Genomic DNA, 23,955 nt, shown 5'->3' with positions numbered 1-23,955 from the left:
CTTCGCTCCGCTGCAACGACAAGGCGCCGGATCATCCTGGCGCCTTTTTTGTTGCCTGAAAACCGGTGACAGACACCTATTTTCTGGGAACATCCGTTCCAGAAAAACCGGTGTCTGTCACCGGTTTTCTTGCAACTATCTCCGGGTCAGAACGTGTACGAGCCGCGCAGGTACAGGGCGCGGCCGACCGGGTCGGTGTAGCGCGGGTCGTAGCCCTTCTGGAACAGCGTGCCCTGGTTCGAGAAATGCGGCTCCTTGTCGGCCACGTTCTTGATGCCGGCGGTGAGCGACACGTTGCGGAAGCCCGTGTACGTGCCCGACAGGTTCACCAGGCCATACGACGGTACGCGGTTGAAGAATTGCGGCTCGACCAGGTTCTGGTCGTCGTAGCCGGTCTTGAAGTTGTGGGCCACGGTGGCGCTCCACACGCCCGAGCGCCAGGTCAGCGCCGCGTTGTGCCGCCAGCGGAATACCACGTTGTTGTCCGCGTACCGGGCCACGTTCTGCGTGAACTCGCCATCGCGTTCGTTCTGGTATTCATAGTTGTGCACCCACGTGCCGTCCAGCGTGAACGACAGCGCACCCCAGCTCTGGTTCGGCGCGCGCGCCGTCAGGCTGACGTCGACGCCGTCCGTCTTCACCTTGCCGAGGTTCTCGTTCAGGTCGAGGATCGCGTTCGGCGAACCGTCGGGGAAGCGCAGGAACCGGTCGCGGTATTTTTCGTAATTGCCGAAGATGGTCTGCTCCGGCAGCGCGCCGATCTTGTCGCGCAGGCGGATGGTCCAGTAATCCAGTGTCAGCGTCAGGGCCGGGATCGGCTCGAAGACGGCGCCGATCGAGTAGGTGCGCGATTTCTCCGGCTTCAGGTCGGCGTTGCCGCCTTGCAGCTTGAACTGCTGCAGGTCGCAGTCGCGCAGCGGGTTCGCGCCCGGCTGCGGCACGCCGCCCGGGCACAGGATCGGATCGTCGTAGGTATTGCTGGTGTCGTTGCGCGACAGCGGGGCGTTTTTCTCGAACAGCGTGGGCGCGCGGAATCCCGTGCTGGCGGAGCCGCGCAGCACGAAGGCCTGGCTCGGCTGGAAGCGCAGCGAAGCCTTCGGGTTCCATGTGCTGCCGGCATCGCTGTAGTGATCGTAGCGCGCGGCCAGCGACGCTTCGAGCGTCTTCAGCAGCGGTGCGCTGACTTCGCCGAACACGGCCTGCACGGTGCGGCTGCCATCCTTCGACAGCGAGCCGGACAGGCCCGAGCTGGAGGCCTGCCCGGCGATGTCGCGGTTGACGTTGAAGTCGGCCTTCTCGTGCCGCAGCTCGCCGCCGAACGCCACCGCCAGCTTGCCGCCTGCCAGGTCGAACAGTTCGCGGCTGGCCTTGAAGTCGAACGCGGTCTGCTGGTTGCTGGCATCCTGCACGCGGCCGCGCAGCGCGGTGCTGGCCAGGTAGGTGCGCCCGGCCTCGTCCTGCAACCCGAACGGATTCAGGATGCCGTTGAAGACGCCGGCCGCGAACGTGGCATCGGTGACGTAGCCGCCGGTGAATTGCTCTTCCGAGCGGCTGACGGAATAACTCAGCCCGCCCGTGTAATCCCAGCCGGCGATCAAGCCTTCCAGCGAGCCGACCAGCCGCGTGCCCGAACCCTTCGACTTGATCTGGCGCTGGCCCGCCTCGGTGGGCCGCCAGTTGACCGACAATGGCTCGCCGGACAGCCCCGCCTGGGCGGGAACACCGCCTGAATTGCCGGGGTAATAGGGGCTCGACGCCGGCAGCAGCAGGCCGGTCTGCGGCGGTGGCGCGGTGCGCGACATCACGTGGTTCACCGAATACAGCAGCTCGACGGAGGCGGTATGGTCGGCGCCCACCTTCATGCTGGCCTTGCCGTATGCGGTCACGTGTTCCTGCGCCGGGATGTTGTCGATCTGGCGCGTGTAATCCTGCCGGCAGGTGCCATTGGTGGGATGCGGCACGGACCGCGGCGCATCGCAGCCGGTGGGATTGCCCGGGTTGCCCTGCGCCTCCGTCACCGGGTCGAAGTAATTGCCGGGGAACGTGGTGCCGGACGTGATGTTCAAGCCGCGCGACGGGATCACGCCAGTGGCGGAAAACGGCCGCTGCTGCGACGTCATCACGTCCTGCTTGTGCCAGTCCAGCACGCCCAGCACGGTCCAGCGGTCGCGCTCCAGGTCGCCGCCGCCGGCGGTCAGGTTGGCGCGCCGTTCGCGCCCGCCGGTCTCCTCGGGAAAGGTCGCTTCCAGCGCGATGGTGGCGCGGTCGACACCGCGCTTCGTGATGAAGTTGATCACGCCGCCGATCGCATCGGTGCCGTAGATCGCCGAGGCGCCGTCGCGCAGTACTTCGACGCGCTCGAGCGCCGCCACCGGGATCAGGTTCAGGTCCACGCTGGCGCCGTCGTACGGGTGGGTGGCCAGCCGGCGTCCATTGAGCAGCACGAGGGTCTTGTCGCCGCCCAGCCCGCGCAGGTCGGCCGTGGCCTGGCCCCCGGTCGGCAGGCCGCTGGCATTGCCGCCCACCACGTTGGCCGCGCCGAAGCTGCTCTGGTTCGATGGGATCCGGTCCAGCACTTCCTGCGCCGTCGTCAGGCCCTGCTTGACGAATTCCTCGGCACGGAACACCGTCAGCGGATTCGCCGTTTCCGACTGGATGCGCTTGATCGACGAGCCGGTGATTTCGACGCGGGCGACCTGGCCTTCTTCGGCTTGCTGGGCATGGGCGGCAGGGGATGCCAGGGAAGCGAGTGCGAGGGGCAGGGCGGCGAGGCGGAGGTTGAAGCGGCGGGAGCGGAGCGTGCGCGGATGGGCGGTGTTCATGGATGGGGATGCTCCTCAAGTAGTTTTCATGGAACTGCTCAGAAGTAGCCGATGGTTTCACTTATATGCATCAGCTCGCAATAACACTTTGACACGATATTGATCGCTAACAAATCACAGATCAAAAAAAATGGGCCCGAAGGCCCATTTCTGTTGCAGCAATGTAGCTTAGAAGGTGTAGCGCACGCCTACCTGGAAGTAACGGCCCAGTGCGCCGCTGTAGTCCAGCGGGTTGTAGCCGGCGGCGCCGTAGGTCAGCGGATCCAGCGGCGGTTCCTTGTCGAACACGTTCTGGATCGTGGCGAACAGCTCGGCCTTGTTCGTGAAGCGGTACTTGGCGGTCAGGTCCAGCGTCGTGAACGAGCTGATCTTGCAACCGGTCGGGGCATCGCCGCCACCGGCGGCAGCGGAGAAGTGGAAGGCGCATTCTTCCGCCTGCTTGTTCTCCGTGTTGTCGAACTTGCCGCGATGGTTGACCACGCCGGACAGGCGCAGCGGGCCGCGATCCCAGGTCAGGCCCAGGTTGATACGGTCGTCCGGCGTGCCGATGCAGTTCGTCACGTCGCAGTTGCCGTGCGTGCCGGCGAAGTCGACCGTGTTGCCTTCCTGGTCGGTGCGCTCGAACTTGAACATGTGCGTCCACTTGATGTCGGCCGTCAGCGAACCGGCATTGCCCAGCTGGAACGTGGTGCGGGCATCCAGGTCGACACCGTTGACTTTCGTCGAGGCGGAGTTGATGTAGTTGGTCAGCACGGCCACGATCTGGCCAGGATCGCCGGCAACGCCAGGGACGGCGGAACCCGGGTCACGCACGACGTTGCCAGCCGCGATGGCCGCCTCGGTCGTTTCCTGGTTGATCTCGTTCTTGCGTTCGATCTGCCAGGCGTCCAGCGAGATGCTGGTACGCGGCAGCGGATCCCAAACGGCGCCCAGCGAGAAGCTCTTCGACTTTTCCGGCGCCAGGTCAGGGTTCGGCGACGTGATCACCGCCACCTGCCCCGAGGAGCAGGCAGCCTCGACGCCCAGCGCGCAGCGGGCTGGATCGTCCGCCGTGGAGAACGCCGCCAGGCCACCGCGGCCATTTTCGGCCGGGCCTGGTGCGCGGAAGCCGCGGGCGAACGTGCCGCGCAGTGCGAAGCTGCGCGCCGGCGTCCACTTGAAGCCCGCCTTCGGCGTGTACGAGTTGCCCACGTCGTTGAAGTGGTCGTAGCGCAGTGCGGCGGACAGTTCCAGCGTGGAGTGCACCGGCGCCAGGAATTCGGCATATACGGCGGCGGAATTGCGCTGGCCTTCGTAGGCCGAATAGCCCAGGCCGATGATGTTGCCGCGTTCCGTGCCCGAAGTCGGTGCCAGTTCGGTTTCGTCGTGGCGGAACTCCGCGCCCACGGCCAGGCCCATCGCACCGCCCGGCAGCTGGCCGAACTCGCGCGATGCCTTGACGTCGGCCATGGCGATGTTGGTGGTGGCGTCATTCGTGATCGTCGGCGACAGGGCAGCGTAGATGGCTGGCGAGTTGAGGCCGGCGTTCTCGCCAATGCGCCAGTAGCTGCCGGCAGGCAGGCCGGCATAGGCGGCGCTGCCGGCCTGGGCGGCGGCAACGTTTGCCGCGGTCGGGTTCAGCAGGGCGAAGGCCACGTCGCGTTGCAGGTAACCGTTCTGGCTCCGGTTGGTCTTGCTCTGCGAGAACAGCAACGCGCTATCGATGTCCCAGCCAGCGGCCGTGCCCTTCAGGCCGGCCACGGCGCGCACGAAGTTCGTTTCGATGGCGCTGGTGCGTGGGCCTACGTCCCACGCGAGGTAGCGCACGCGGGCGGCACTGCCGAAATACGGGTTGTCCGGGTGGGTGGCGCCCAGCGAAACGCCGGCGTTGTTGACGGGGCCGCCCGGATAGCCGACGCTGGCGCTGACGCCCGATGGGGTCGTCGACGAATCCGTATCGCTGTGGTAGCCATTCAATTCGACATAGGCCTGCCAGTCGTTGTTCAGCTGGAAGGTCGCGCGGCCGAACAGGTTCAGCGTTTCCTGGCGCGGCTGGATCTGGTTGTACTGCTGGGTGGCATCGATAAGGCAGCCGGTGCCCGGGGCGCCTTGTGGATGGTTCGTCAGGTTCGCGCACGCGGCGCCCGGGAAGGTGCGCGTGAAGCCGTTGGCGGCGTCAAGGCTGTCCCGGCTGTAATAACCGCCACCCGGCCGTTGCACGTTACCGATGATCGAGCTGCCCGCCGCGCCGGCATTGACGATCGCACCGGTACCGCCCAGCCCTTCCTGCGCCGAGAAACCGAATTCGCGCAGGTCGGCGCGGCCGACGGCGCCACGGCCGGCGCGGTCGCGGTTCCACACTTCGCGCTTCTTGCCGTATTCGGCCGAAAACAGGAAGTTGTAGCGATCCGTTTCCAGGTCGCCCACGCCGTGCGTGACGGCCAGGCGGGTGTCGCCGCCGTCGCTCTCGTTCGACAGGCCCTGGGACAGGCGCACGGTGGTGCCCACGTAGTCCTTGCGCAGGATGACGTTGACCACGCCGGCGATGGCATCGGAACCGTAGATTGCCGACGCGCCGTCCTTCAGGATCTCGACGCGTTCCACGGCTTCCGCGGGAATGATGTTCAGGTCGGCGAAGACTTTCTGGCCATCGTCCGCCAGCCCGTACGGCGCGATGCGGCGGCCGTTCAGCAGCACCAGCGTGGACGCGGCGCCGAGGCCGCGCAGCGAGATGCCCGACGCGCCGGAAGCAAAGCCGCTGCCGAACGTGGTCGGGACCGAACCCTGGTTATCGACCGCCAGCGTCTGCAGCAGTTCCGCAACGGTCGTCTTGCCCGATTTTTCGATATCGGCACGGTTCACGGTCTGCACCGGGGATGCCGTTTCGGCCTGCGCCCGGCGAATGTTCGAACCGGTAATTTCCACGCGCTGGATCGGCTGCGCGGTCGTGTCGGCAGGCGTATTTTGTGCCTGTGCCGTCAGCATTGTCATCAATAGAGGTGCCGCAATAGGGAAGGCCCGCCGTACTACGCCCGACATTGGGCGTATTTTCATTCGTGTCATCTTCAAATCTCCGGAAAGTCTCGAATTTTTTCGTGAGAGTGAACGTTATATAGGAGTTAAGGATCGGGCGGAACTGAAATGTCTCATGTGCGCCACAATCCAGTTATGGAACCCACTGGACGATATTTATCGACGTATCTTTGCGTTAAATTTTAATTCCTTATTGCATCTAATTCGGATTGTGATCCGCGATTCTGCACGAAGGAGAAATTAGAGTCTTTTAGTGTGCGTAGGACGTTATTTGGGTGAAGTTTGCCGTTTTATCCAGTTTTTTCGAGCTTGCCGCAGTATCGTCGGGTTATGCAGATTCCGGCCATGTGGCAGGGGTATCGATGCTGGGTGTACTGCGTGGCTCCAGAATGGGTAAACTCTTCCAATACTCGCGCCGTCGAATACCTGGACCTTGCCGAATATTCGTCGAGTACATTCGGAATTAACTTTCGTCCGCTTTTTTGACTGGTAGCGCAATCTCGTACGTCATACGGCAGCGAGACTATCTGGAAGAAATCGATCTGAAAGAAATACCTGCGAAAGACGGGCGGGAGCAGGACAACCCTGCCTCCCGTAATAAACGCGGATCAAGGATTCGCCGCAAGGGCAGTGACGGGCGCCGCATCGCACCGGCGATGAGTGGCATGTAGCAGCAAGCGGGAACGCAAGGGCGCCGATCAAACAAGTCCTTGCCAAAGCGCGAAACTTGTTGTTATAGTGAACTCAACTACAGGATCGTTTTCATGCACCGCTTCGTTTTCTTTACCGGCTTTTTTTACTTTTGGCTCCCTGCCTCCAGGCGGTTGAGTAAAGGCCGGTGCACGTAAGCGAAAAGCAAGCGAGTCCAGCAGATACAAACAAACCGCCAGCGATGGCGGTTTTTTTTACCCGTACGTTTTTCAGCCCATTCGAGCCGCATTTTTCCAGGAGAGCACCATGCAACGCACCGACGACCTGCGCATCCGCGAGATGAAGGAACTGACGCCCCCCTCGCACCTGATCCGTGAATTCCCCTGCACCGAAGCCGCATCCGCCACGGCCTCCGGCGCGCGCGTGGCACTGCACCGCATCCTGCATGGCCAGGACGACCGCCTGATGGTCGTCATCGGCCCGTGCTCGATCCACGATCCGAAGGCGGCGATGGAATATGCGCGCCGCCTGATCCAGGTGCGCGAGCGCCTGAAGGGCGACCTGGAAATCGTGATGCGCGTGTATTTCGAAAAGCCGCGCACGACGGTGGGCTGGAAGGGCATGATCAACGACCCGTACATGGACAACAGCTTCCGCATCAACGACGGCCTGCGCATGGCGCGCGAACTGCTGCGCGACATCAACGAACTGGGCTTGCCGGCCGGCACCGAGTTCCTCGACGTGATCAGCCCGCAGTACATCGCCGACCTGATCGCCTGGGGCGCGATCGGTGCCCGCACCACCGAATCGCAGGTGCACCGCGAGCTGGCGTCGGGTCTGTCGTGCCCGGTGGGATTCAAGAACGGTACCGATGGCAACATCAAGATCGCTGTCGAGGCGATCAAGGCCGCTTCGCAGCCGCACCACTTCCTGTCGGTCACGAAGGGCGGGCACTCGGCGATCGTCTCCACCAGCGGCAACGAGGACTGCCACGTCATCCTGCGCGGCGGCAAGGCGCCGAACTACGACGCCGCCAGCGTTGCGGAAACCTCGGCCGCGATCGCCGGCCATGGCCTGGCAGCCCGCCTGATGATCGACGCGTCGCATGCAAACAGCTCGAAGAAGCCGGAAAACCAGGTACCCGTCTGCGCCGACATCGCCGGCCAGGTAGCCGGTGGCGACACGCGCATCGTCGGCGTGATGGTCGAATCGCACCTCGTCGCCGGCCGCCAGGACCTGGTACCGGGCAAGGAACTGACCTACGGCCAATCCGTCACCGACGGCTGCATCGACTGGGAAACCAGCGAAAAAGTGCTGGAGCAACTGGCCGACGCCGTGCGCCAGCGCCGGTTGAAGGGCGAGTAAGGAACGTCAAAACCGGTGACAGACACCGGTTTTTCTGGAACAGATGTTGCCGGAAAACCGGTGTCTGTCACCGGTTTTCCGGCAACAAAAAAAGCGGCGCACGAGGCGCCGCTTTTCGTTGGGCCGCCGGGCCGCAAGGCCCGGGGTTCATCAGAACCGGTAGGAACCGGAGATGTACAGCTGCCGGCCCAGCGCGCTGGAGTAGGCAGGGTTGTAGCCCATCTGGTGCGAACCGGCGTTACGCAGCGACAGCGGCGGGTTGCGGTCGAACATGTTCAGGAAGCCGGCCGAGATTTCCACGTTGGACAGCGGGCGGTAGGCCACCTGGTAGTCGAACGTGGTGTAGCTCGGCACGTCCAGCGTGACGGCCTGGCATTCGCCCGAACCGACCGCGGTCACCGTGCAGTCATCCGCGGTCCACGCCTTGTCGACGTAGCCATTGCGGTAGCTCGCCGTCAGCGTGTGCGTCAGCTGCTTGGTCTCGAACGAGGTCGAGGCCTTGATCACGTGGCGGAAGCTGACCTTGTCGTTGCTGCCGTAGCGATTCAGGCTGGTGGTCCAGACGTCGTCCGTGCCTGGCTCCGTGTAGCGCGAGCGCAGCAGGTACGTACCGGCCAGGCGGCTCGTCAGGCGGCCGCCCCACACGTTCATCTTGTGGGTCAGGTCGTAGTCGATACCGCGATTTTCCGTCTTGCCGATGTTGATCGGCGCGTAGATGATTGCCAGCTCGTTCGAACCGGTCGAGTTCAGGTACTTGGTCGTGAACAGGTTCGCGTACGTCATCGGATCGGCGAAGATGCGCGACTCGGCAACGTCGCTCACCTGGTCGCGGATTTCCACGTTCCACAGGTCCAGCGCCAGCGACACATTGTTGAGCGGTTCCCACACGGTGCCGATCGACCACTGCTTCGACTTCTCCGGCTTCAGTTCAGCGTTACCCGCGCGGAACGCTTCGAACTGCGTGCGGCCGATGCCGTTGCAGTACGAGGCCAGCGGGTGGCTGGTGCCGACCAGCGGGCAACCGTAGGTACCGGCCGTGACGCCCCAGTCTTCCTGCACGCCGGCGATCTGCTGCATCGTCGCGGCGCGGAAACCGGTACCGGCGGCAGCGCGGAACATCAGGTTCTTCGTGGCCGAGTACTTGGCCGACACTTTCCAGGTGCTGGCGCTTTCGGTATCGCCGTAGGTCTTGCCGCCGACGTTGTCCTTGACGGCGCCGATCCGGTCGTAACGCGCCGAAGCGGTCACTTCCAGGGCCTTCGTCAACGGCATCATCAGCTCGGCGTAGGCGCCGGCGTTGTCGCGGTGGTAGCCGCTGTCGACGGCGCCGCCGTCGTACAGGATCTCGATATTTTCCGCGACCTTCTCGGCGTCCACGTGGTAGTTGGTGTCGCGGTAGTCGACGCCCACGCCCAGCATGGCGGTGCCGCCCGGCAGCTTGAACGCTTCACGCGAACCGCGCGCATCCCAGCCCTTCATGATCACGGTCTGCGTCTGGTACTTGCCGGAGAAGCCGGTGCCCAGCAGCGTATTGCGCATCGCTTCGGGCATCTCGCCCAGGCCGTAGCTGAACGGATCCAGCTGGCCGGCATCGATCGCCGCGCCGAACTTCGATGCCAGCGGGAAGCCGCTGACGTAGTCCTGCTGCTGGCGGTTGCGCGACCAGGTGAACGCCGAATTCAGGTCCCAGCCGAACGCGCTGCCGTCCACGCCGGCCACGATATGCGTTGCCTTGGTGCCGTAGTCGTACGTGCGGTTGCCCATTTCCATCAGGCGGTAGTTCGCGTTCACCGCCGTCACGCCGGCGGCCTGCTCGGCGGTCAGGTACGGCAGGATGTGCTGGTTGTACAGCGACGAACCCTTGGCGATCGAGAACTGCGCCGGGAACGGGGCGATCGCCGACCGCACGTTGGCCTTCGTGAACGCGAAGTCGTAGAAGCCGCGGAAGCCGGTGTTGCCCAGCTTCAGTTCGCCGGAGCTGAATACGCCGTCGCGCTTCGTTTCCGGGTTGATCTCGATGGTCGACGAGGAATCGAACCAGCAGTTGCCGTCGCCGTACAGGTCGGCGTTCAGCGGCGCGCAGGCGCCGTTGTGCGACAGTGCGTACGGGTTCAGGTTCACCGCCTTCGCCTTGCCGTCGGCGCCCGTGTAGCGTACCGACGCATTGGCCGGCAGCGCGCGGGTCGAGCCGGTCGCGAACAGCATTTCCTTGCCGGTGGCCGGGTCGGTGAAGTTGATGAAGCCGCTCTTGGCGAAGTTGCGCTGCGAAGCCTTCAGCGACTTCTGCACGTCGTGGCTGGCGGAGAAGAACAGGCTGTAGCCGTCTTCATCGATGTCGCCGAAGCCCTTCGAGATGGAGATCGAGTTCGACGCCCCGCCCGAACGTTCCGGGTTGTTGTACTTGGCATCGACCTGCCAGTCCGACGCACCCTTCTTCAGGATGAAGTTGACGACGCCGGCGATGGCATCGGCGCCGTACAGCGCAGAGGCGCCGTCGGTCAGCACTTCGACGCGTTCCACGGCGGACAGCGGGATCGAGTTCAGGTCGATCGTGGTGCCCGAGTTGGACGGCGCGATGCGGCGGCCGTTCAGCAGCACCAGCGTGTACTGCTCGCCGATATCGTGGATGGACGCCGTGGTCACGCCGCCGCCGCCGCCGCCCACGGACTGGGCCGCGCTGGTGAAGCCCTGCATCGCCGGGATCTGCTGGATGAAGTCGGTAACCGTGGTGACACCGGTTTTCTTGATGTCCTTCTGGTTGAAGGACTGCACCGGCAGCGACGCTTCGGCGGCGATGCGCTTGATGGACGAGCCGGTGATTTCAACGCGTTGCATGGGCTGCTCGCCGGCTTCCTGCGCGGTCGCGGCATGCATGCCCATCGCCAGGCTGCCCGCGAACATTACGCGCAGGGAGCGAGACAATACTTTCTCAATCATGAAACTTCTTTCAGGTTATTGCGAACGACAAAGCGGCCGCCGCCCGGGTAGGGCGGAGGCCGGCGCAGCCCATGCTGCAACTGGAAGTTACTGTTATACAGTGACCACTAGCCCCTGTGATTCTCACAAATAATCACGGGGGGCATATCAAACCATCTATCCATGCTTCTTGTCAATTTTTGTTCGGTGGATGGAAGGAAAAGTAGCGCGCTGCTGCCAAGGATGTGTCAAATAAACAAAGTTCTTACGAAGCGTTTGGTAGTTACATTTATAGAATGTACAGATGTGAGTCCTGGCTTGTCGACGCGAAGATCAAGACAGCCGTCGGCATTGGATTGTGCTGTTGTGTAAATGGAACACAAAAAAAAGGCGCCCCATCGGGGCGCCTTTGCGGTACTGCGCTCAGTCAGGTCAGAAGAACTTGTAGCTCGCGCCAACGCGGAAGTAGCGGCCGATCGCGCCCGATGCATCCATCGGGTTGTAGCTGATGCCGCCGTAGGTCAGCGGATCGAGCGGGGCAATCTTGTCGAACACGTTGTTGACCGAGGCGAACAGCGTGAAGTTCTTGCTCACGTTGAAGCGGGTCGACAGGTCCACCGTCGTGAACGACGCGATTTCGCAATCCTTCGTGCCCGGCTGGCCGTTGGCCAGCGTGGAAGCGCAGGCTGCGCCTTCGAACGAGATGTTCTTCATCTTGTCGCGCCAGTTCAGGTTGCTCGTGAAGTTCCACGCGCCGATATCCCACGAAGCGTTCAGGTTGACCTTGTTCTTCGGCGTGCCGGCGCAGTTCGACGTGTCGCAGTTGCCGTGCGTGCCGGCGAACTGGTACGAGGTCGTTGCGCTTTCATGGCGGGCCCACGAGGCGACGTGGGTAATCACCATGCCGACCGTGGCGCGGCCATAGTTACCCAGGCGCAGGCGCTGCTTGATGTCCAGGTCCACGCCGGAGATCTCGGTGTAGCTCGAGTTGCGGTAAGGCGCCTGCGTCAGGATCAGCGTGCCCGAGTTCGGGATCACCTGGCCATTCTGCACCAGGTTGTTGTCGTTGCGGATCGCGGTCGGCAGGGCTGCCGCTTCGTTGTACGGCAGCGGGTTGATCTCGTTTTCACGCTTGATCTTCCAGCCGTCGAGCGCCACGCTGGTGCCTTCGAACGGATCCCAGACCAGGCCCAGCGTCATGCCTTTCGACGTTTCCGGCTGCAGGTTGGCATCGCCGACCTTGACGGCGGCGACGGGGATCGCGCAGTCGGTTGCCGTGGCGCCACCGGCGGCAGGAACGTTGCCAGGGCAGCGGATCGGGTCGCGCACGGTGGAGGTGCCGGTCGACTGCGATGCCGAGCTGCCTTCGGCCGGGCCTGGCGCACGGAAGCCTTCCGTGTACGTACCGCGCAGTGCGAACGTGCGCACTGGCGTCCACTTCAGGCCGACTTTCGGCGTGGTCGAGTTGAAGTTGTCGTATTTGTCGTAACGCACGGCAGCGGACAATTCCAGCGATTTCAGCAGCGGCGCCAGGATCTCGGCATAGACCGCCGACACCTTCGAGTCGCCGAACGCGGCGACATAGCTGGAGTTGATCGAGCCGTTCTCGGAACCGGCCAGCGACGGGTTGGTCACTTTCTCGCGGCGGTGCTCGGCGCCGAGTGCCAGGCCGATGTTACCGCCCGGCAGGGCGATCGGCAGTTCGCGCGTTGCCTTGAAATCGATCACGGACAGGCTGGTCTTGGAGTGCGACATCGCATTGACCACCATCGCCTGGTACAGCGAGGCCGGGTTGCGGCCGGCTTCCGCGCCGATGTAGTACGGGAAGTACTGCGAGGCCGGGTTGCTCAGCGCCTGCGTCAGCACGTTCATGTTCAGCATGTTCGTGTACAGCAGGTCCAGCTTCGAGTCGGAGTAGGTGAAGCCGGTGTCGTAGTCCCAGCCCATGGCCGAACCCTTGACGCCGACCACGAAGCGGCGGAACTCGTTGTCCGCGTTACGCTCGGACGGGCCGATGTCGGCGGCGATATAGCGCATCCGGGCGTTGGCGCCGAACGGATTCTGCGGGTGCGCGGCCGACATCAGGTTCAGGTTGCCGTAGTTGATGAAGCCCTGCGGCGTCTGCGCGTTCGGCGGGAAGGCCACGGTTGGCGTCACCGACGGCGGCGTCATCGTGAATGCGGTCGAGCGCTTCGAGTAGCCCAGTTCCACGTAAGCCTGGGTGTCCGCGTTGATCTGCCACGTGCCCTTGGAGTACAGGTTCAGGGACTCGATCTCCGGCTGCATGTCGCGCCACTGGTCCTGGTAGTACAGGCAGCCGCCATTGGCGCCGGTCTGGTTCGTGGTGGCCGAGATCGCCGAGCAGCCCGGCAGGTTCACGTAGTTGGTGGACACCGGGTCGCGCACCATGCCGGTCGGCGACGGGCTGACGTTGTTGGTGCCGTTGATGTAGCCGCCGGCGAACTGGGTGCCGATCGGGAAGCCGTAGGCGCGCAGGTCGCCGTTGCCGATGTGGCCGCGGCGGTTGGCGCGGTCGCTGTTCTTGATGCGGTCGCTCTGGTTGTACTCGGCGTTGACCACCCAGTTGAACTTGTCTTCGTCCAGGTCGCCGATGCCGTACGTGATGGAGGCCTTGTTGGCCTTGCCGTCGTCATAGCGCGACCACCCCGTGTCGGCCTTCACTTCCAGGCCTTGCACATCCTTGCGCAAAATGATGTTGACCACGCCGGCAATCGCATCGGCGCCGTAGGTGGACGAAGCGCCATCCTTCAGAATCTCGATACGCTCGACGATCTGCATCGGCACGGTGGAGATGTCGGTAAAACTTTTCTGGCCATCGTCGGCACGGGCGAACGGCGCCATTCGGCGGCCATTCAACAGGACCAGTGTGGAGGTGGCGCCGAGGCCGCGCAGCGAGATCGCGGTGGAGCCCGCGGCAAAGCCGTTGCCGAAGCCGGTCGGCAGCGAGCCGGCGCCGTCGACGGTCAGCGTCTGCAGGTATTCGGACACGGTGCTCTTGCCGGAGCGCAGCAGTTCGTCGCGGCCGATCACCGTGACCGGCGATGCGGTTTCCGCGGTTGCGCGCTTAATGCTCGAGCCAGTGATCTCGACGCGCTGGATGTTCGAATTGTCCTGGGCCGCGGCCGTGCCTGCCATGCCCATCGTGGCCATCAGGCTGCCCGTGAATAACAGGCGAACCGAACGTGCCATCATTTTCTCTACCATGTACAACCTCCACAAATAATTTCTGATGAGCTACAAAGGCGGCGTTGTGTGCGTATCCGTTGCTCGGTTTCAGGAAGCGCTCTGCTTCCTTGAGGCTGCATGTAATCATTTCGGATTCATGGCGGTCAAATAAAAAGTTGTCCGAGTGAATTCCGATGGAAGCCACAAATCGAGATCGATGTAGGCGTAAGGCAAGTAAAACGTGAAAATTTTGTTGACCGTGAATCTTGGGTAATGATCTTCGGTCATCTGATACTTTCCATATGAAATAAACGGTATATATGGAATGTGGGCGAATTGATACACTTTCGCGTCAAACTTTTTACGTAGCAACTTTATTTTGTCGGAGCGGGATACTGCCGTGCCTTCCGGTTTTACGTTACCGTTACGCTTTCGATCCATGGTCCCGTCATGCTTTCATTCGTCCCGCGGCGCCTGTGGCAGATGCTGCCCACCATGGCCGGCGTCGTGCTGCTGGTGTTCATGCTGTTCAACTGGGTGGGCGGCGATCCTGCCTATGTGCTGGCGGGCAAGATGTCGAGTGCGGAAGCCATCGCCGGCATCCGCCGGCAACTGGGGATGGACGATCCCTATCACGTGCAGCTGCTGATCTTCGTGAAACAGATCGCCACGTTCGACTTCGGCCAGAGCTGGGCCACCGGCGAACCGGTCGGGCACATCATCGCTTCCCGGCTGGGGCCGTCGCTGACGGTGCTGGTGCCGCTGACCGTCATTGAAACGGCGCTCTGCATCGCGCTGGCGCTGGCCATCGCCTTCGTACGCGGCTCGCTGACCGACCGCGCCGTGATGGTGGCCTGCACGGCAGCCATGTCGGTGTCGATCCTGGTCTACATCATCGCGTTCCAGTACGGCCTGGCCTACAGGCTCGGCCTGTTCCCCGTGCAGGGCTGGGGCGACAGCCTCGCGGAAAACCTGCTGCGCTATGCGCCGCTGCCGATCCTCATCGGCCTGGCGGTATCGGTGGCGCCGACGCTGCGGCTGTACCGCAGCTTCGTGCTGGACGAAGCCGGCCAGGATTACGTGCGCACCGCGCGCGCCAAGGGTCTGCCGGAGCGGCGCGTGATGTGGGTGCACGTGCTGAGGAACGCGGCGATCCCGGTCATCACGCACGTGATGGCCAGCCTGCCGGCGCTGCTGATCGGCGCCTTCCTGCTGGAGCGCTTCTTCGGCATTCCCGGCATCGGCAGGGAAGTGATCCTGGCCGTCGAGCGCAGCGACTTCCCCGTCATCAAGGCCATCACCGTGTACGTGGCCGCCGCGACGATGGTGTTCAACCTGCTGGCGGACGTGCTGTACCGGGTCGCCGATCCGCGGGTGCAGCCGGCATGACGCTGTTTCGCGGCGCGCCCGGTGTGTGGACGCTTGCGTGGCGGCGGCTGCGCGCCGACCGGCTGGCGATGGCGGCGCTGGCCGTGGTGGCCGGCTGGCTGGTGCTGGTCGCGCTGTCCGCCGCCGGGCTGGTTGCCGCCGGCTGGGAGCGCGAAGTCGGTGTCAGCTACGCGCCGCCATCGTTCCTGGGCGCCTCCGGTTCCGTCCCCATACCGGCCCCGGCTTCAATTTCGGCCGCTCGCGGCAATCCGTTCGATCCGCTGGCCGCCGACCTGGCGGCGCTGCGCGCCGCGCTGCCCGACGCTGCCGCGACGCAGGCGCGCCGGGCCACGCTGCCGTTCGGCGCCGACAAGTGGGGCCACGACATCGTGCAGAAAACCATCAAGGGGGCCGAAACGTCGATCGTCGTCGGCCTGGTGGCGGCCTTCGTCGCGGTGGGCCTGGGCACGCTGGCCGGCGCGCTGGCGGGCTACTTCGGCGGCATCGTCGACGACCTGTTCGAGTGGCTGTACAGCGTATTCACGGCGATCCCCGCCATCCTGATGATCCTGACCGTGGCCGCGGTGCTGCAAACCAAGGGCGTCGGCACGATCGTGCTGATCCTCGGGCTCACCGGCTGGACCGGCCCGTACCGGCTGATGCGCGCCGAATACCTGCGCCACAGGCGCCGCGAGTACGTGCTGGCGGCACAGGCCATCGGCGCTTCCGCGTGGCGGCGGATGTTCGCCCACATCTTCCCCAACGTCAGCCACGTGGCGCTGGTGCAGGTCTCGATCCTGGTGGTGGGCTTCATCAAGGCCGAGGTGATCCTGTCGTTCCTCGGCTTCGGCGTGCCGGCCGGCGTGGTGTCGTGGGGCTCGATGCTGAACGAGGCGCAGAACGAGCTGTTGCTGGGCAAATGGTGGCAGCTGACGGCCGCCGCGACGGCGATGGCGCTGCTCGTGACGGCCTTCTCCCTGGTCGCGGATGCGCTGCGCGACGCGCTCGACCCGAAGGTCAAGGCATGAACCCGGCCGATGACGCGCTGCTGGCGGTGCGCGGCCTGCGCATCGCGTTCCGGGTCGACCGGCATAGCACGGTCGAAGCCGTGAAAGGCATTTCGTTCGACGTGCCGCGCCATGCGACCGTGGCGCTGGTGGGGGAATCGGGCAGCGGCAAGTCGGTCAGCTCGCTGGCGGTGATGGGCCTGCTGCCGGCGGAGTCCACGCTGGTCGACCCGGCGAGCAGCATCCGCTTCGATGGCCGCGACGTGCTGCGCCTGCCGGCGGGCGAGCGGCGTGCGCTGTGCGGCCGCGAGATCGCGATGATCTTCCAGGAGCCGATGTCGTCGCTGAACCCCGTCTTCACGGTGGGTTTCCAGGTGGGCGAGGTATTGCGCCGGCACATGGGCATGAGCCGGCGGCAGGCCCGCGCCCGCACCCTGGCCCTGCTGGAGGAGGTGGGCATACCCGATCCGGCCGTGAAGATCGATGCGTACCCGGGCCAGCTGTCCGGCGGCCAGCAGCAGCGCGTGATGATCGCCATGGCGATCGCGTGCGAACCGAAGCTGCTGATCGCCGACGAGCCGACCACCGCGCTGGACGTGACGATCCAGAAGCAGATCCTCGCGCTGATCGCGCGGCTGCAGCGCGAGCGGGGCATGGCGGTGCTGTTCATCACGCACGACCTGGGGCTGGTGGGCGAGATCGCCGACCACGTGATCGTGATGCGGCATGGCGAGATCCGCGAAGCGGGCCCCGCGCGGCAGGTGCTCGGCGCGCCGCGCGACCCGTACACGCGGGCGCTGCTGCACTGCCGGCCGTCGCTGGATTCCCGGCCGGTCCGGCTGCCGGTGATCGACGATTACCTGAAGAGAGAGTCAGGAAGGGGGCCGGACAGCGAGCCGGTTCCGCAGCGCACGCGCGGCTACGGGCCGGACGACGACATCATCCTGGACGTGCGCAACCTGCGCAAGAGCTTCTGGATCCGCGAGGGGCTGTTCGGCAAGCGCGAATTCCAGGCCGTGAAGGACGTGTCGTTCCAGCTGCCGCGCGGGAAGACGCTGGGCGTGGTGGGTGAATCCGGCTCGGGCAAGACGACGGTGGGCCTGACCCTGCTGCGGCTGCACCGCGCCACCGGCGGCAGCGCGCTGTTCGACGGGCGCGACCTGCTGGCGCTGCCGGAGCGCGCCTTCCATCCCTACAAGCGGCGCATCCAGATCATTTTCCAGAATCCCTATGCCTCGCTGAATCCCCGTTTCACGGTCGGGCAGATCCTGCTCGAACCGATGCGTTTGCACCGCATCGGCGCCGATGACGCGCAAAGAGTGGCAATGGCACTGGAGCTGCTGGCCCGGGTGGGCATGCCGGCGCAGGCATTCCACCGTTATCCGCACGAGTTCAGCGGCGGCCAGCGCCAGCGCATCGCCATCGCGCGCTGCCTGACGATGCAGCCGGAAATCCTCGTCTGCGACGAATCCGTGTCGGCGCTGGACGTGTCGGTGCAGGCCCAGGTGCTGAACCTGCTGCAGGACCTGCAGGACGAGTTCGCGCTGTCCTACCTGTTCATTTCGCACGACCTGGCGGTGGTGAAGTACATCTCGGACCGGGTCATGGTGATGCAGGGCGGCGCCGTGGTCGAGAGCGCGGATGCCGACGAGTTGTACCGCAACCCCCGGCATCCCTACACGCGCAGCTTGTTGTCGGCGTTTCCCCGTGGCGTGGAGTAAGATGGCGGAACTATGGCGAACTTGATCTATCTGTTGCAGGAATACGGCGTGCTGATCGTCTTCATCGTCGTCCTGGTCGAGCAGATGGGGGCGCCGATTCCCGCGTATCCGGTGCTGATCGTGGCCGGCGCGCTGGCGATGAACGGCGGTACGCCGCTGCCCGCCGTGCTCGCCGTGGCGCTGGCCGGCTGCGTGATGGCCGACATGTTCTGGTTCAGCGCCGGGCGCCGCTATGGCAGGCGCATCCTGAAGGTGCTGTGCCGGATCTCCCTGTCGCCCGATTACTGCGTCTCCCAGACGGAAGACAATTTCAAGAAATGGGGCGTGAAGTCGATGGTGGTGGCCAAGTTCATCCCCGGCTTCAACACGATCGCACCGCCGATGGCCGGCGCGATGGGCACGCGGTTGCCGCTGTTCCTGTCGTTCAGCCTGCTGGGCAGCCTGCTGTGGAGCCTGACCGGCATCCTGATCGGCGTGTATTTCAACGAGAACATCGACGAAGTGCTGGAAGTGCTGTCGACGATGGGCGGCACCGCGCTGGCCGTGCTCGGCACGCTGCTGGCGCTGTTCGTGCTGTTCAAGTACGTCGAGCGGCGCCGCTTCCAGCGCGCGATGCAGACCGAACGGATCGACGTCGACCAGCTGCGCGCGCTGCTCGATGCCGGCCACGAGCCGGTCATGGTCGATGCGCGCAGCGCCACCGCCCGCCAGCTGGAACCGTCGATACCCGGCGCGCTGCCGGTGGACGGCAACCTGTCCGCGCTGCTGGGCGCGCTGCCGCGCGACCGGCACATCGTCGTCTACTGCAGCTGCCCGAACGACGTCACCGCCGCCAGCGTGGCCAAGCAACTGCACGAGCGCGGCTACACGCTGGCCAAGCCGCTGCATGGCGGACTGGAAGCGTACAACACCGCCTTCCGCACCGGCGACACGGTGGTGGTCGGCGAACAGATTCCCGCCACGGACCGCTGACGCATCTCCACCGCCCTCGAAACCGGTGACAGGCACCAGTTTCCGGGAAATATTTCAAAAAAACCGGTGACAGACACCAGGTTTTGAGAAATGTTTCCAAAAAACCGGTGACAGACACCGGTTTCCGAGAAATGTTTCCAGAAACCTGGAGCCTGTCACCGGTTTTTGGTAGTCATACTACTACGCCGAATTTGCAGTTGTCCCACAGTCATACGTCAGTTTGTACCCAAACTACAGCCAACTCTTGCGCGTTCGCCAAGAAATCCGCTAGCATGCAGCTTCAACTTCTTCTTTCGTGCCCATGAACGCCATGTCGACTCCCGCGCAGCAGACCCTCGTTTCCGCATTTCCCGGTGGGCCCCGGCTGCTGGCCGACGTGGGCGGCACCAATGCCCGCTTCGCGCTGGAATCGGCGCCGGGGCAGGTGAGCCACATCCACGTGCTGGCGGGCGCCGGCTATCCGACGCTGGCGGCGGCGCTGCAGGCTTACCTGGCCTTGCCGGACGTGGCGGCCGCCGCGCCCGTGGTGCGCCACGGCGCGATCGCGATCGCCAACCCGGTGACGGGCGACTACGTGCGGATGACGAATCACCACTGGGAGTTCTCGATCGAAGGGATGCGCCAGGAGTGCGGCTTCGAGGTGCTGGCGGTCGTCAACGACTTTACGGCGCTGGCCCGCTCGCTGCCGTTTCTGGGCACGCACAAGCGGCAGGTGGGTGGCGGCGCGGCAGTGCCGGATTCGCCGCTGGGCCTGATCGGCGCCGGTACCGGCCTGGGCGTGTCGGGCCTGATCCCGGGCGCATCGGGCTGGACGGCGCTGCTGTCCGAGGGCGGCCATGTCAGCTTCTCGCCCGTCAATGAAATCGAAGTGGCGATCCTGCAGTTCGCCTGGCGCGAATTCGAGCACGTCTCGGCCGAACGGCTGATGTCGGGCGCCGGCATCGAACTGATCTACCGCGCGCTGGCCGATTACCGCAAGCTGCCGGCGGAGGCGCTCACTCCCGCCGAGATCGCGCGCCGCGCGCTGGACGGCGACTGCGCGCTGTGCGACGAGGCGATCGAAACGTTCTGCGGCATGCTGGGCACCATCGCCGCCAACCTGGCGGTGACGCTCGGTGCGCAGGGCGGCATTTATATCGGCGGCGGCATCGTGCCGAAGCTGGGCGAGCGCTTCGACCGCTCGTGCTTCCGCGCCCGCTTCGAGGCGAAAGGCCGCTTCCGCCAGTACCTGTCGGGGATTCCGGCCTTCGTCATCACCGCGGAATATCCGGCCTTCGTTGGCGTTTCCGCAATCCTCGCCGAGCGCCTGGGCGCCTGATCGGTTACACTGGTCCGTTACGCCTGAACCGCGAATTGCACTTCGCGCGGTTTTATGGAGTACAATGCCCGTCATTGGATGAAACGGCGCCACCCGATCCGGCAACTCTTCCGGGTAAGGCCGACAAGGTTTTCAGGTCTTGAAAACACTTCTCACCATCGTTGACCTTATTTGATTACTGACGCCCAGGTTCGCGAACTGACGCCCGGAACTGATATCCAGAACTGACGCCCAGGCCGCCCCGGGCAGTTACGCCCGGTGTTTCCGGCAATTCGCTGAAATCCAGCGTAATTTTTTCCTGCCGGGATGCGGCGACCACATGTTGGCATATGGATACAGCTGAGGCGAAAAAAGTCCTCGAAACCGCATTGCTATGCGCGCGTGAGCCGTTGTCGATGCACAGCCTGCGCCGGCTGTTCGTCGATGTCGACGATGCGGGCCGTCCATTGGCCGACGGTGTCGGCGCCGACGAGATCCGCGCCCTGCTTGAGCAGTTGCGGCAGGACTGGCAGGGCAGGGGTGTCGAAGTCGTCGGCCTGGCCTCCGGCTGGCGCTTCCAGAGCCGGCCCGAAATGAAGCAGTACCTGGACCGCCTGAACCCGGAAAAGCCGCAAAAGTATTCGCGGGCCACGCTCGAGACGCTGGCGATCATCGCTTACCGCCAGCCGGTCACGCGTGGCGATATCGAGGAGATTCGCGGCGTGGCGGTGAATTCGCAGACGATCCGGATGCTCGAAGAGCGCGGCTGGGTCGACACTGTGGGCCACCGCGACGTGCCGGGCCGGCCGGCGCTCCTCGGTACCACGAAACAGTTCCTGGACGACCTGGGCTTACAGTCGCTGTCCCAGCTGCCGCCTTTGCAGCAAATCAGCGATACGCAGAACGCCAATTCGATCGAAATGCTCGAAGCCGCGCTGCAGGAGAATTTCGAGAAGGCGGCGCATGCCGCCGATGTCACTGACAATGTAGCGCCCGGGGAAGCATCCGCCACCGATGCGATGCAGGCGCCTGACGCTGAGCCCACGCAAGAAAATACGCATGAACAATACTGAGAACATTACCGAGACCGGCACGCCGGCTGAACCGGCCGTGAAGCCGAAGCGTCGCACCAAGGCGCAGATCGCCGCCGAAGCGGCAGCCGCGCCATCCGCGCCTGTCGAAGCCGCTGCGCCAGCGCAGGCTGCTCCGGCCGATGCGCCGGCCAAGCCCAAGCGGACCCGCAAGAAGGTCGAATCCGCCGCCACCGATGAGGCGCCTGCCGCCCAGGCACCTGCCGCGCCAGCGCCAGTCGCTGCGGCACCGGCCGCGGACGAAGCCGCACCCGTGAAAAAGCCCCGTGCCCGCAAGCCGAAGGTGGAAGCTCCGGCCGAAGCCGTCGCCGAAGCGGCGCCAGCCGTTGCGGTAGCGCAACCGGCCGCGCAACCGGCCGATGCGGCCGGCAGCGACGAGGCGGCGCCGAAAAAGCCCCGCACGCCGCGCGGCCCGCGGCAGATGCGCAACGAGCGCGCCGTGCGCGAGGCGCTGAAAGCCGAGCAGGCACCGGCCGTGGCCGAATCTCAGCCAACTGCCCAGCCAACTGCCCAGCCAGACGCGCAGGTTGCCGAAGCGCCAGCCGGCGCACCGGCACAGGCCGAAGCCGCCCCGCAGGAACGCGCCGCACGCGATGACGCGCCGCGCCGCGAAAACGGCCGCAACAAGGGCAAGGGCCGTGGCGAAGGCAATCGCGGCGAAGGCAATCGTGGCGAAGTGCGCACCGAAGGCCAGCGCAGCGACAAGAATGCGCAGAACACCCGCGGCAAAGGCCAGCGCCCCGGCGCGCAGGGCCAGCGCCAGGGTGGCGGCAAGCTGAGCGAAGCCGATGCCGTGTTCTCGTTCGTCACGTCCGAAGCGTTCGACCAGGAAGACGGCGCGCGCGGCAAGGGCCAGCAGAAAACCGTCCGGCGCGACCTGACGGCCGAAGACGATGCGCCGAAGCTGCACAAGGTGCTGGCCGAAGCAGGCCTCGGCTCGCGCCGCGACATGGAAGACCTGATCGTTGCTGGCCGCGTGTCGGTCAATGGCGAGCCGGCCCACATCGGCCAGCGCATCCTGCCGAACGATGCGGTGCGCATCAACGGCAAGCTGATCCAGCGGAAAGTCAGCAAGAAGCCGCCGCGCGTGCTGGTCTACCACAAGCCGGCCGGCGAGATCGTGTCGCATGACGATCCGGACGGCCGTCCGTCCGTGTTCGACCGCCTGCCGCAGATGAAGGTCGGCAAATGGCTGGCCGTGGGCCGCCTGGACTTCAATACCGAAGGCCTGCTGCTGTTCACCACTTCCGGCGACCTGGCGAACCGCCTGATGCACCCGCGTTACAACATCGATCGCGAATATGCCGTGCGCACGCTGGGCGAGCTGGAAGAGGGCATGCGCCAGAAACTGCTGGCCGGCGTCGAGCTGGAAGACGGCCTGGCGCAGTTCTCGAAGATCGCCGACGGCGGCGGCGAAGGCGTCAACAAGTGGTACCGCGTGGTGATCGGCGAAGGCCGCAACCGCGAAGTGCGCCGCATGTTCGAAGCCGTCGGCCTGACCGTTTCGCGCCTGATCCGTACCCGCTACGGTGCGCTGACGCTGCCGTCGAACCTGAAGCGCGGCCGCTGGGAAGAGATGGAAGAGAACACGGTACGCGACCTGATGGCCTTCGTCGGCGTCGAGAAAAAGGCTATCGGCGGCGAGCCGAAGGCCGGCAAGGGCGGCGAACGCAGCGGCAACGAGCGCGGCGGCAACGAACGCAGCGCCGGCGAGCGTAGCGGCAATGGCAATGAGCGCAGCGGCGGCGAGAAGCGCGGCAACCGCGAACGCGAGCGCGAGCGCGAGCCCAACTTCAACCGGATGGACATCTCGAACAAGAATGCCGATCCGTTCCCGCAGGCGCCGCGCGGCGGCCGTCCTGGCGGTCAGGGTGCCGGCAGCTACTTCGGTGCCGGCTCCGGTCTCGGCCGTCCTGCCCGCGGTGCGGGCGGTGCGGGCGGTGCGGGTGGCACCGGCGGCGCGGGCCGTCCGGGCCGCCCGGGCCTGGGCGAGGGCAGCGGTCGTCCGCAGCAGGGCAAGAGCGGGCGTCCGCGCCAGCCGGACCCGCTGCAGACCACGTTCGGCTTCGGCGGCCAGCCGCAACGCCGCGGCGGCGGCCAGCCGCGCGGCGGCGCCACCGATCACGGCATGCCGCGGCGGCGAAAAGGGTAAGCCAGGGAATTCGTGGAGCATCGCTCCACGCCTGGCGAACGGCCCGGCCTTGCAAGGCCGGGACTGGATGGATGAGGTTTCGTGGACTTTGCAAGCCCCGAGTCGGATTAACCGCTTGATTTCGAGAAGACTGTCTATAAATAAGACACCTACAGGTCCGTGGCGCGGTATTTTCGCGCCACATCAGCCTCTCGCTCCCCTGGTTTGCTGCTACCCGGCAGTATAAAAACCAACTTTGACTCTGTTGTAACGGCGTCCGCTTCGCCTATGCGGCATTGCAGCGAAATGGATATGCCGTTATAATAAGCGGCCTAGTAAAAGTTCTTCAAAAGGATGGTTTCCTTAAGGGATTATTCCCTTCGAGGATTTCCCTTTGAAAAGATGCTTTCATCTGG

At 64.8% G+C, this 23,955-nt stretch carries 13 protein-coding genes; 8 read left to right on the top strand and 5 right to left on the bottom strand.

Translation table 11 applies throughout. The features are described from left to right. Positions 1-146: 146 nt before the first annotated feature. The 3 genes from FHS02_RS21730 to FHS02_RS21720 form a co-directional block, all read right to left on the bottom strand. Complete coding sequence (locus tag FHS02_RS21730; protein WP_137316359.1) at positions 147-2,822, bottom strand: TonB-dependent receptor; 2,676 nt, start codon at positions 2,820-2,822, stop codon at positions 147-149. A 168-nt stretch (positions 2,823-2,990) separates the two neighbouring features. Then, positions 2,991-5,786, bottom strand: coding sequence for a TonB-dependent receptor (locus FHS02_RS21725; RefSeq protein ID WP_229430123.1), 2,796 nt, complete (start codon positions 5,784-5,786; stop codon positions 2,991-2,993). 746 nt (positions 5,787-6,532) lie between these two features. Continuing rightward, positions 6,533-6,712 carry a hypothetical protein gene (locus FHS02_RS21720; RefSeq protein WP_137316361.1) on the bottom strand — a complete coding sequence of 60 codons (180 nt, stop codon included), beginning with the start codon at positions 6,710-6,712 and terminating at the stop codon, positions 6,533-6,535. A 79-nt stretch (positions 6,713-6,791) separates the two neighbouring features. Here FHS02_RS21720 and aroG point away from each other — a divergent pair, with 79 nt between their 5' ends. Continuing rightward, positions 6,792-7,850 (top strand): 3-deoxy-7-phosphoheptulonate synthase AroG, encoded by a 1,059-nt coding sequence (aroG, locus tag FHS02_RS21715; protein WP_137316362.1) that lies wholly within the window; start codon positions 6,792-6,794, stop codon positions 7,848-7,850. 150 nt (positions 7,851-8,000) lie between these two features. Here the strand turns inward: aroG and FHS02_RS21710 are convergent, their stop codons facing one another. Together FHS02_RS21710 and FHS02_RS21705 are read right to left on the bottom strand one after the other, a co-directional pair. Further along, a complete protein-coding gene (locus FHS02_RS21710) occupies positions 8,001-10,787 on the bottom strand; it encodes a TonB-dependent receptor plug domain-containing protein (RefSeq protein WP_137316363.1) in 2,787 nt (928 codons plus the stop codon). 411 nt (positions 10,788-11,198) lie between these two features. Beyond that, the gene (locus FHS02_RS21705; RefSeq protein WP_229422365.1) at positions 11,199-13,979 is read right to left on the bottom strand and encodes a TonB-dependent receptor; all 2,781 of its coding nucleotides are present in this window, start codon (positions 13,977-13,979) and stop codon (positions 11,199-11,201) included. A gap of 423 nt (positions 13,980-14,402) precedes the next feature. Here FHS02_RS21705 and FHS02_RS21700 point away from each other — a divergent pair, with 423 nt between their 5' ends. From FHS02_RS21700 to rluB, 7 genes are all read left to right on the top strand, one after another. Beyond that, a complete protein-coding gene (locus tag FHS02_RS21700; RefSeq protein WP_137316364.1) occupies positions 14,403-15,341 on the top strand; it encodes an ABC transporter permease in 939 nt (312 codons plus the stop codon). Further along, positions 15,338-16,348 carry an ABC transporter permease gene (locus tag FHS02_RS21695; RefSeq protein ID WP_137316365.1) on the top strand — a complete coding sequence of 337 codons (1,011 nt, stop codon included), beginning with the start codon at positions 15,338-15,340 and terminating at the stop codon, positions 16,346-16,348. Before FHS02_RS21700 ends, FHS02_RS21695 begins: the two co-directional genes overlap by 4 nt. Then, positions 16,345-18,048, top strand: coding sequence for an ABC transporter ATP-binding protein (locus FHS02_RS21690; protein ID WP_137316366.1), 1,704 nt, complete (start codon positions 16,345-16,347; stop codon positions 18,046-18,048). The genes FHS02_RS21695 and FHS02_RS21690 overlap by 4 nt, the downstream gene beginning before the upstream one ends. Positions 18,049-18,060: 12 nt before the next feature. Next, positions 18,061-19,020 (top strand): VTT domain-containing protein, encoded by a 960-nt coding sequence (locus FHS02_RS21685; RefSeq protein WP_137316367.1) that lies wholly within the window; start codon positions 18,061-18,063, stop codon positions 19,018-19,020. Between the two features lie 301 nt (positions 19,021-19,321). Then, positions 19,322-20,338, top strand: a complete 1,017-nt coding sequence (locus FHS02_RS21680; protein WP_137316368.1) for a glucokinase — start codon at positions 19,322-19,324, stop codon at positions 20,336-20,338. Between the two features lie 329 nt (positions 20,339-20,667). Continuing rightward, positions 20,668-21,390 carry an SMC-Scp complex subunit ScpB gene (scpB, locus tag FHS02_RS21675; RefSeq protein WP_137316369.1) on the top strand — a complete coding sequence of 241 codons (723 nt, stop codon included), beginning with the start codon at positions 20,668-20,670 and terminating at the stop codon, positions 21,388-21,390. Further along, positions 21,377-23,560 carry a 23S rRNA pseudouridine(2605) synthase RluB gene (gene rluB, locus FHS02_RS21670; RefSeq protein ID WP_137316370.1) on the top strand — a complete coding sequence of 728 codons (2,184 nt, stop codon included), beginning with the start codon at positions 21,377-21,379 and terminating at the stop codon, positions 23,558-23,560. Before scpB ends, rluB begins: the two co-directional genes overlap by 14 nt. The last annotated feature ends 395 nt before the right edge of the window (positions 23,561-23,955 follow it).

This window comes from Pseudoduganella umbonata, from assembly GCF_014192225.1.
Classification (GTDB): domain Bacteria; phylum Pseudomonadota; class Gammaproteobacteria; order Burkholderiales; family Burkholderiaceae_D; genus Rugamonas; species Rugamonas umbonata.
The sequence above is the reverse complement of the archived record's forward strand: the minus strand, read 5'-3'. Positions and strand labels throughout refer to the sequence as shown.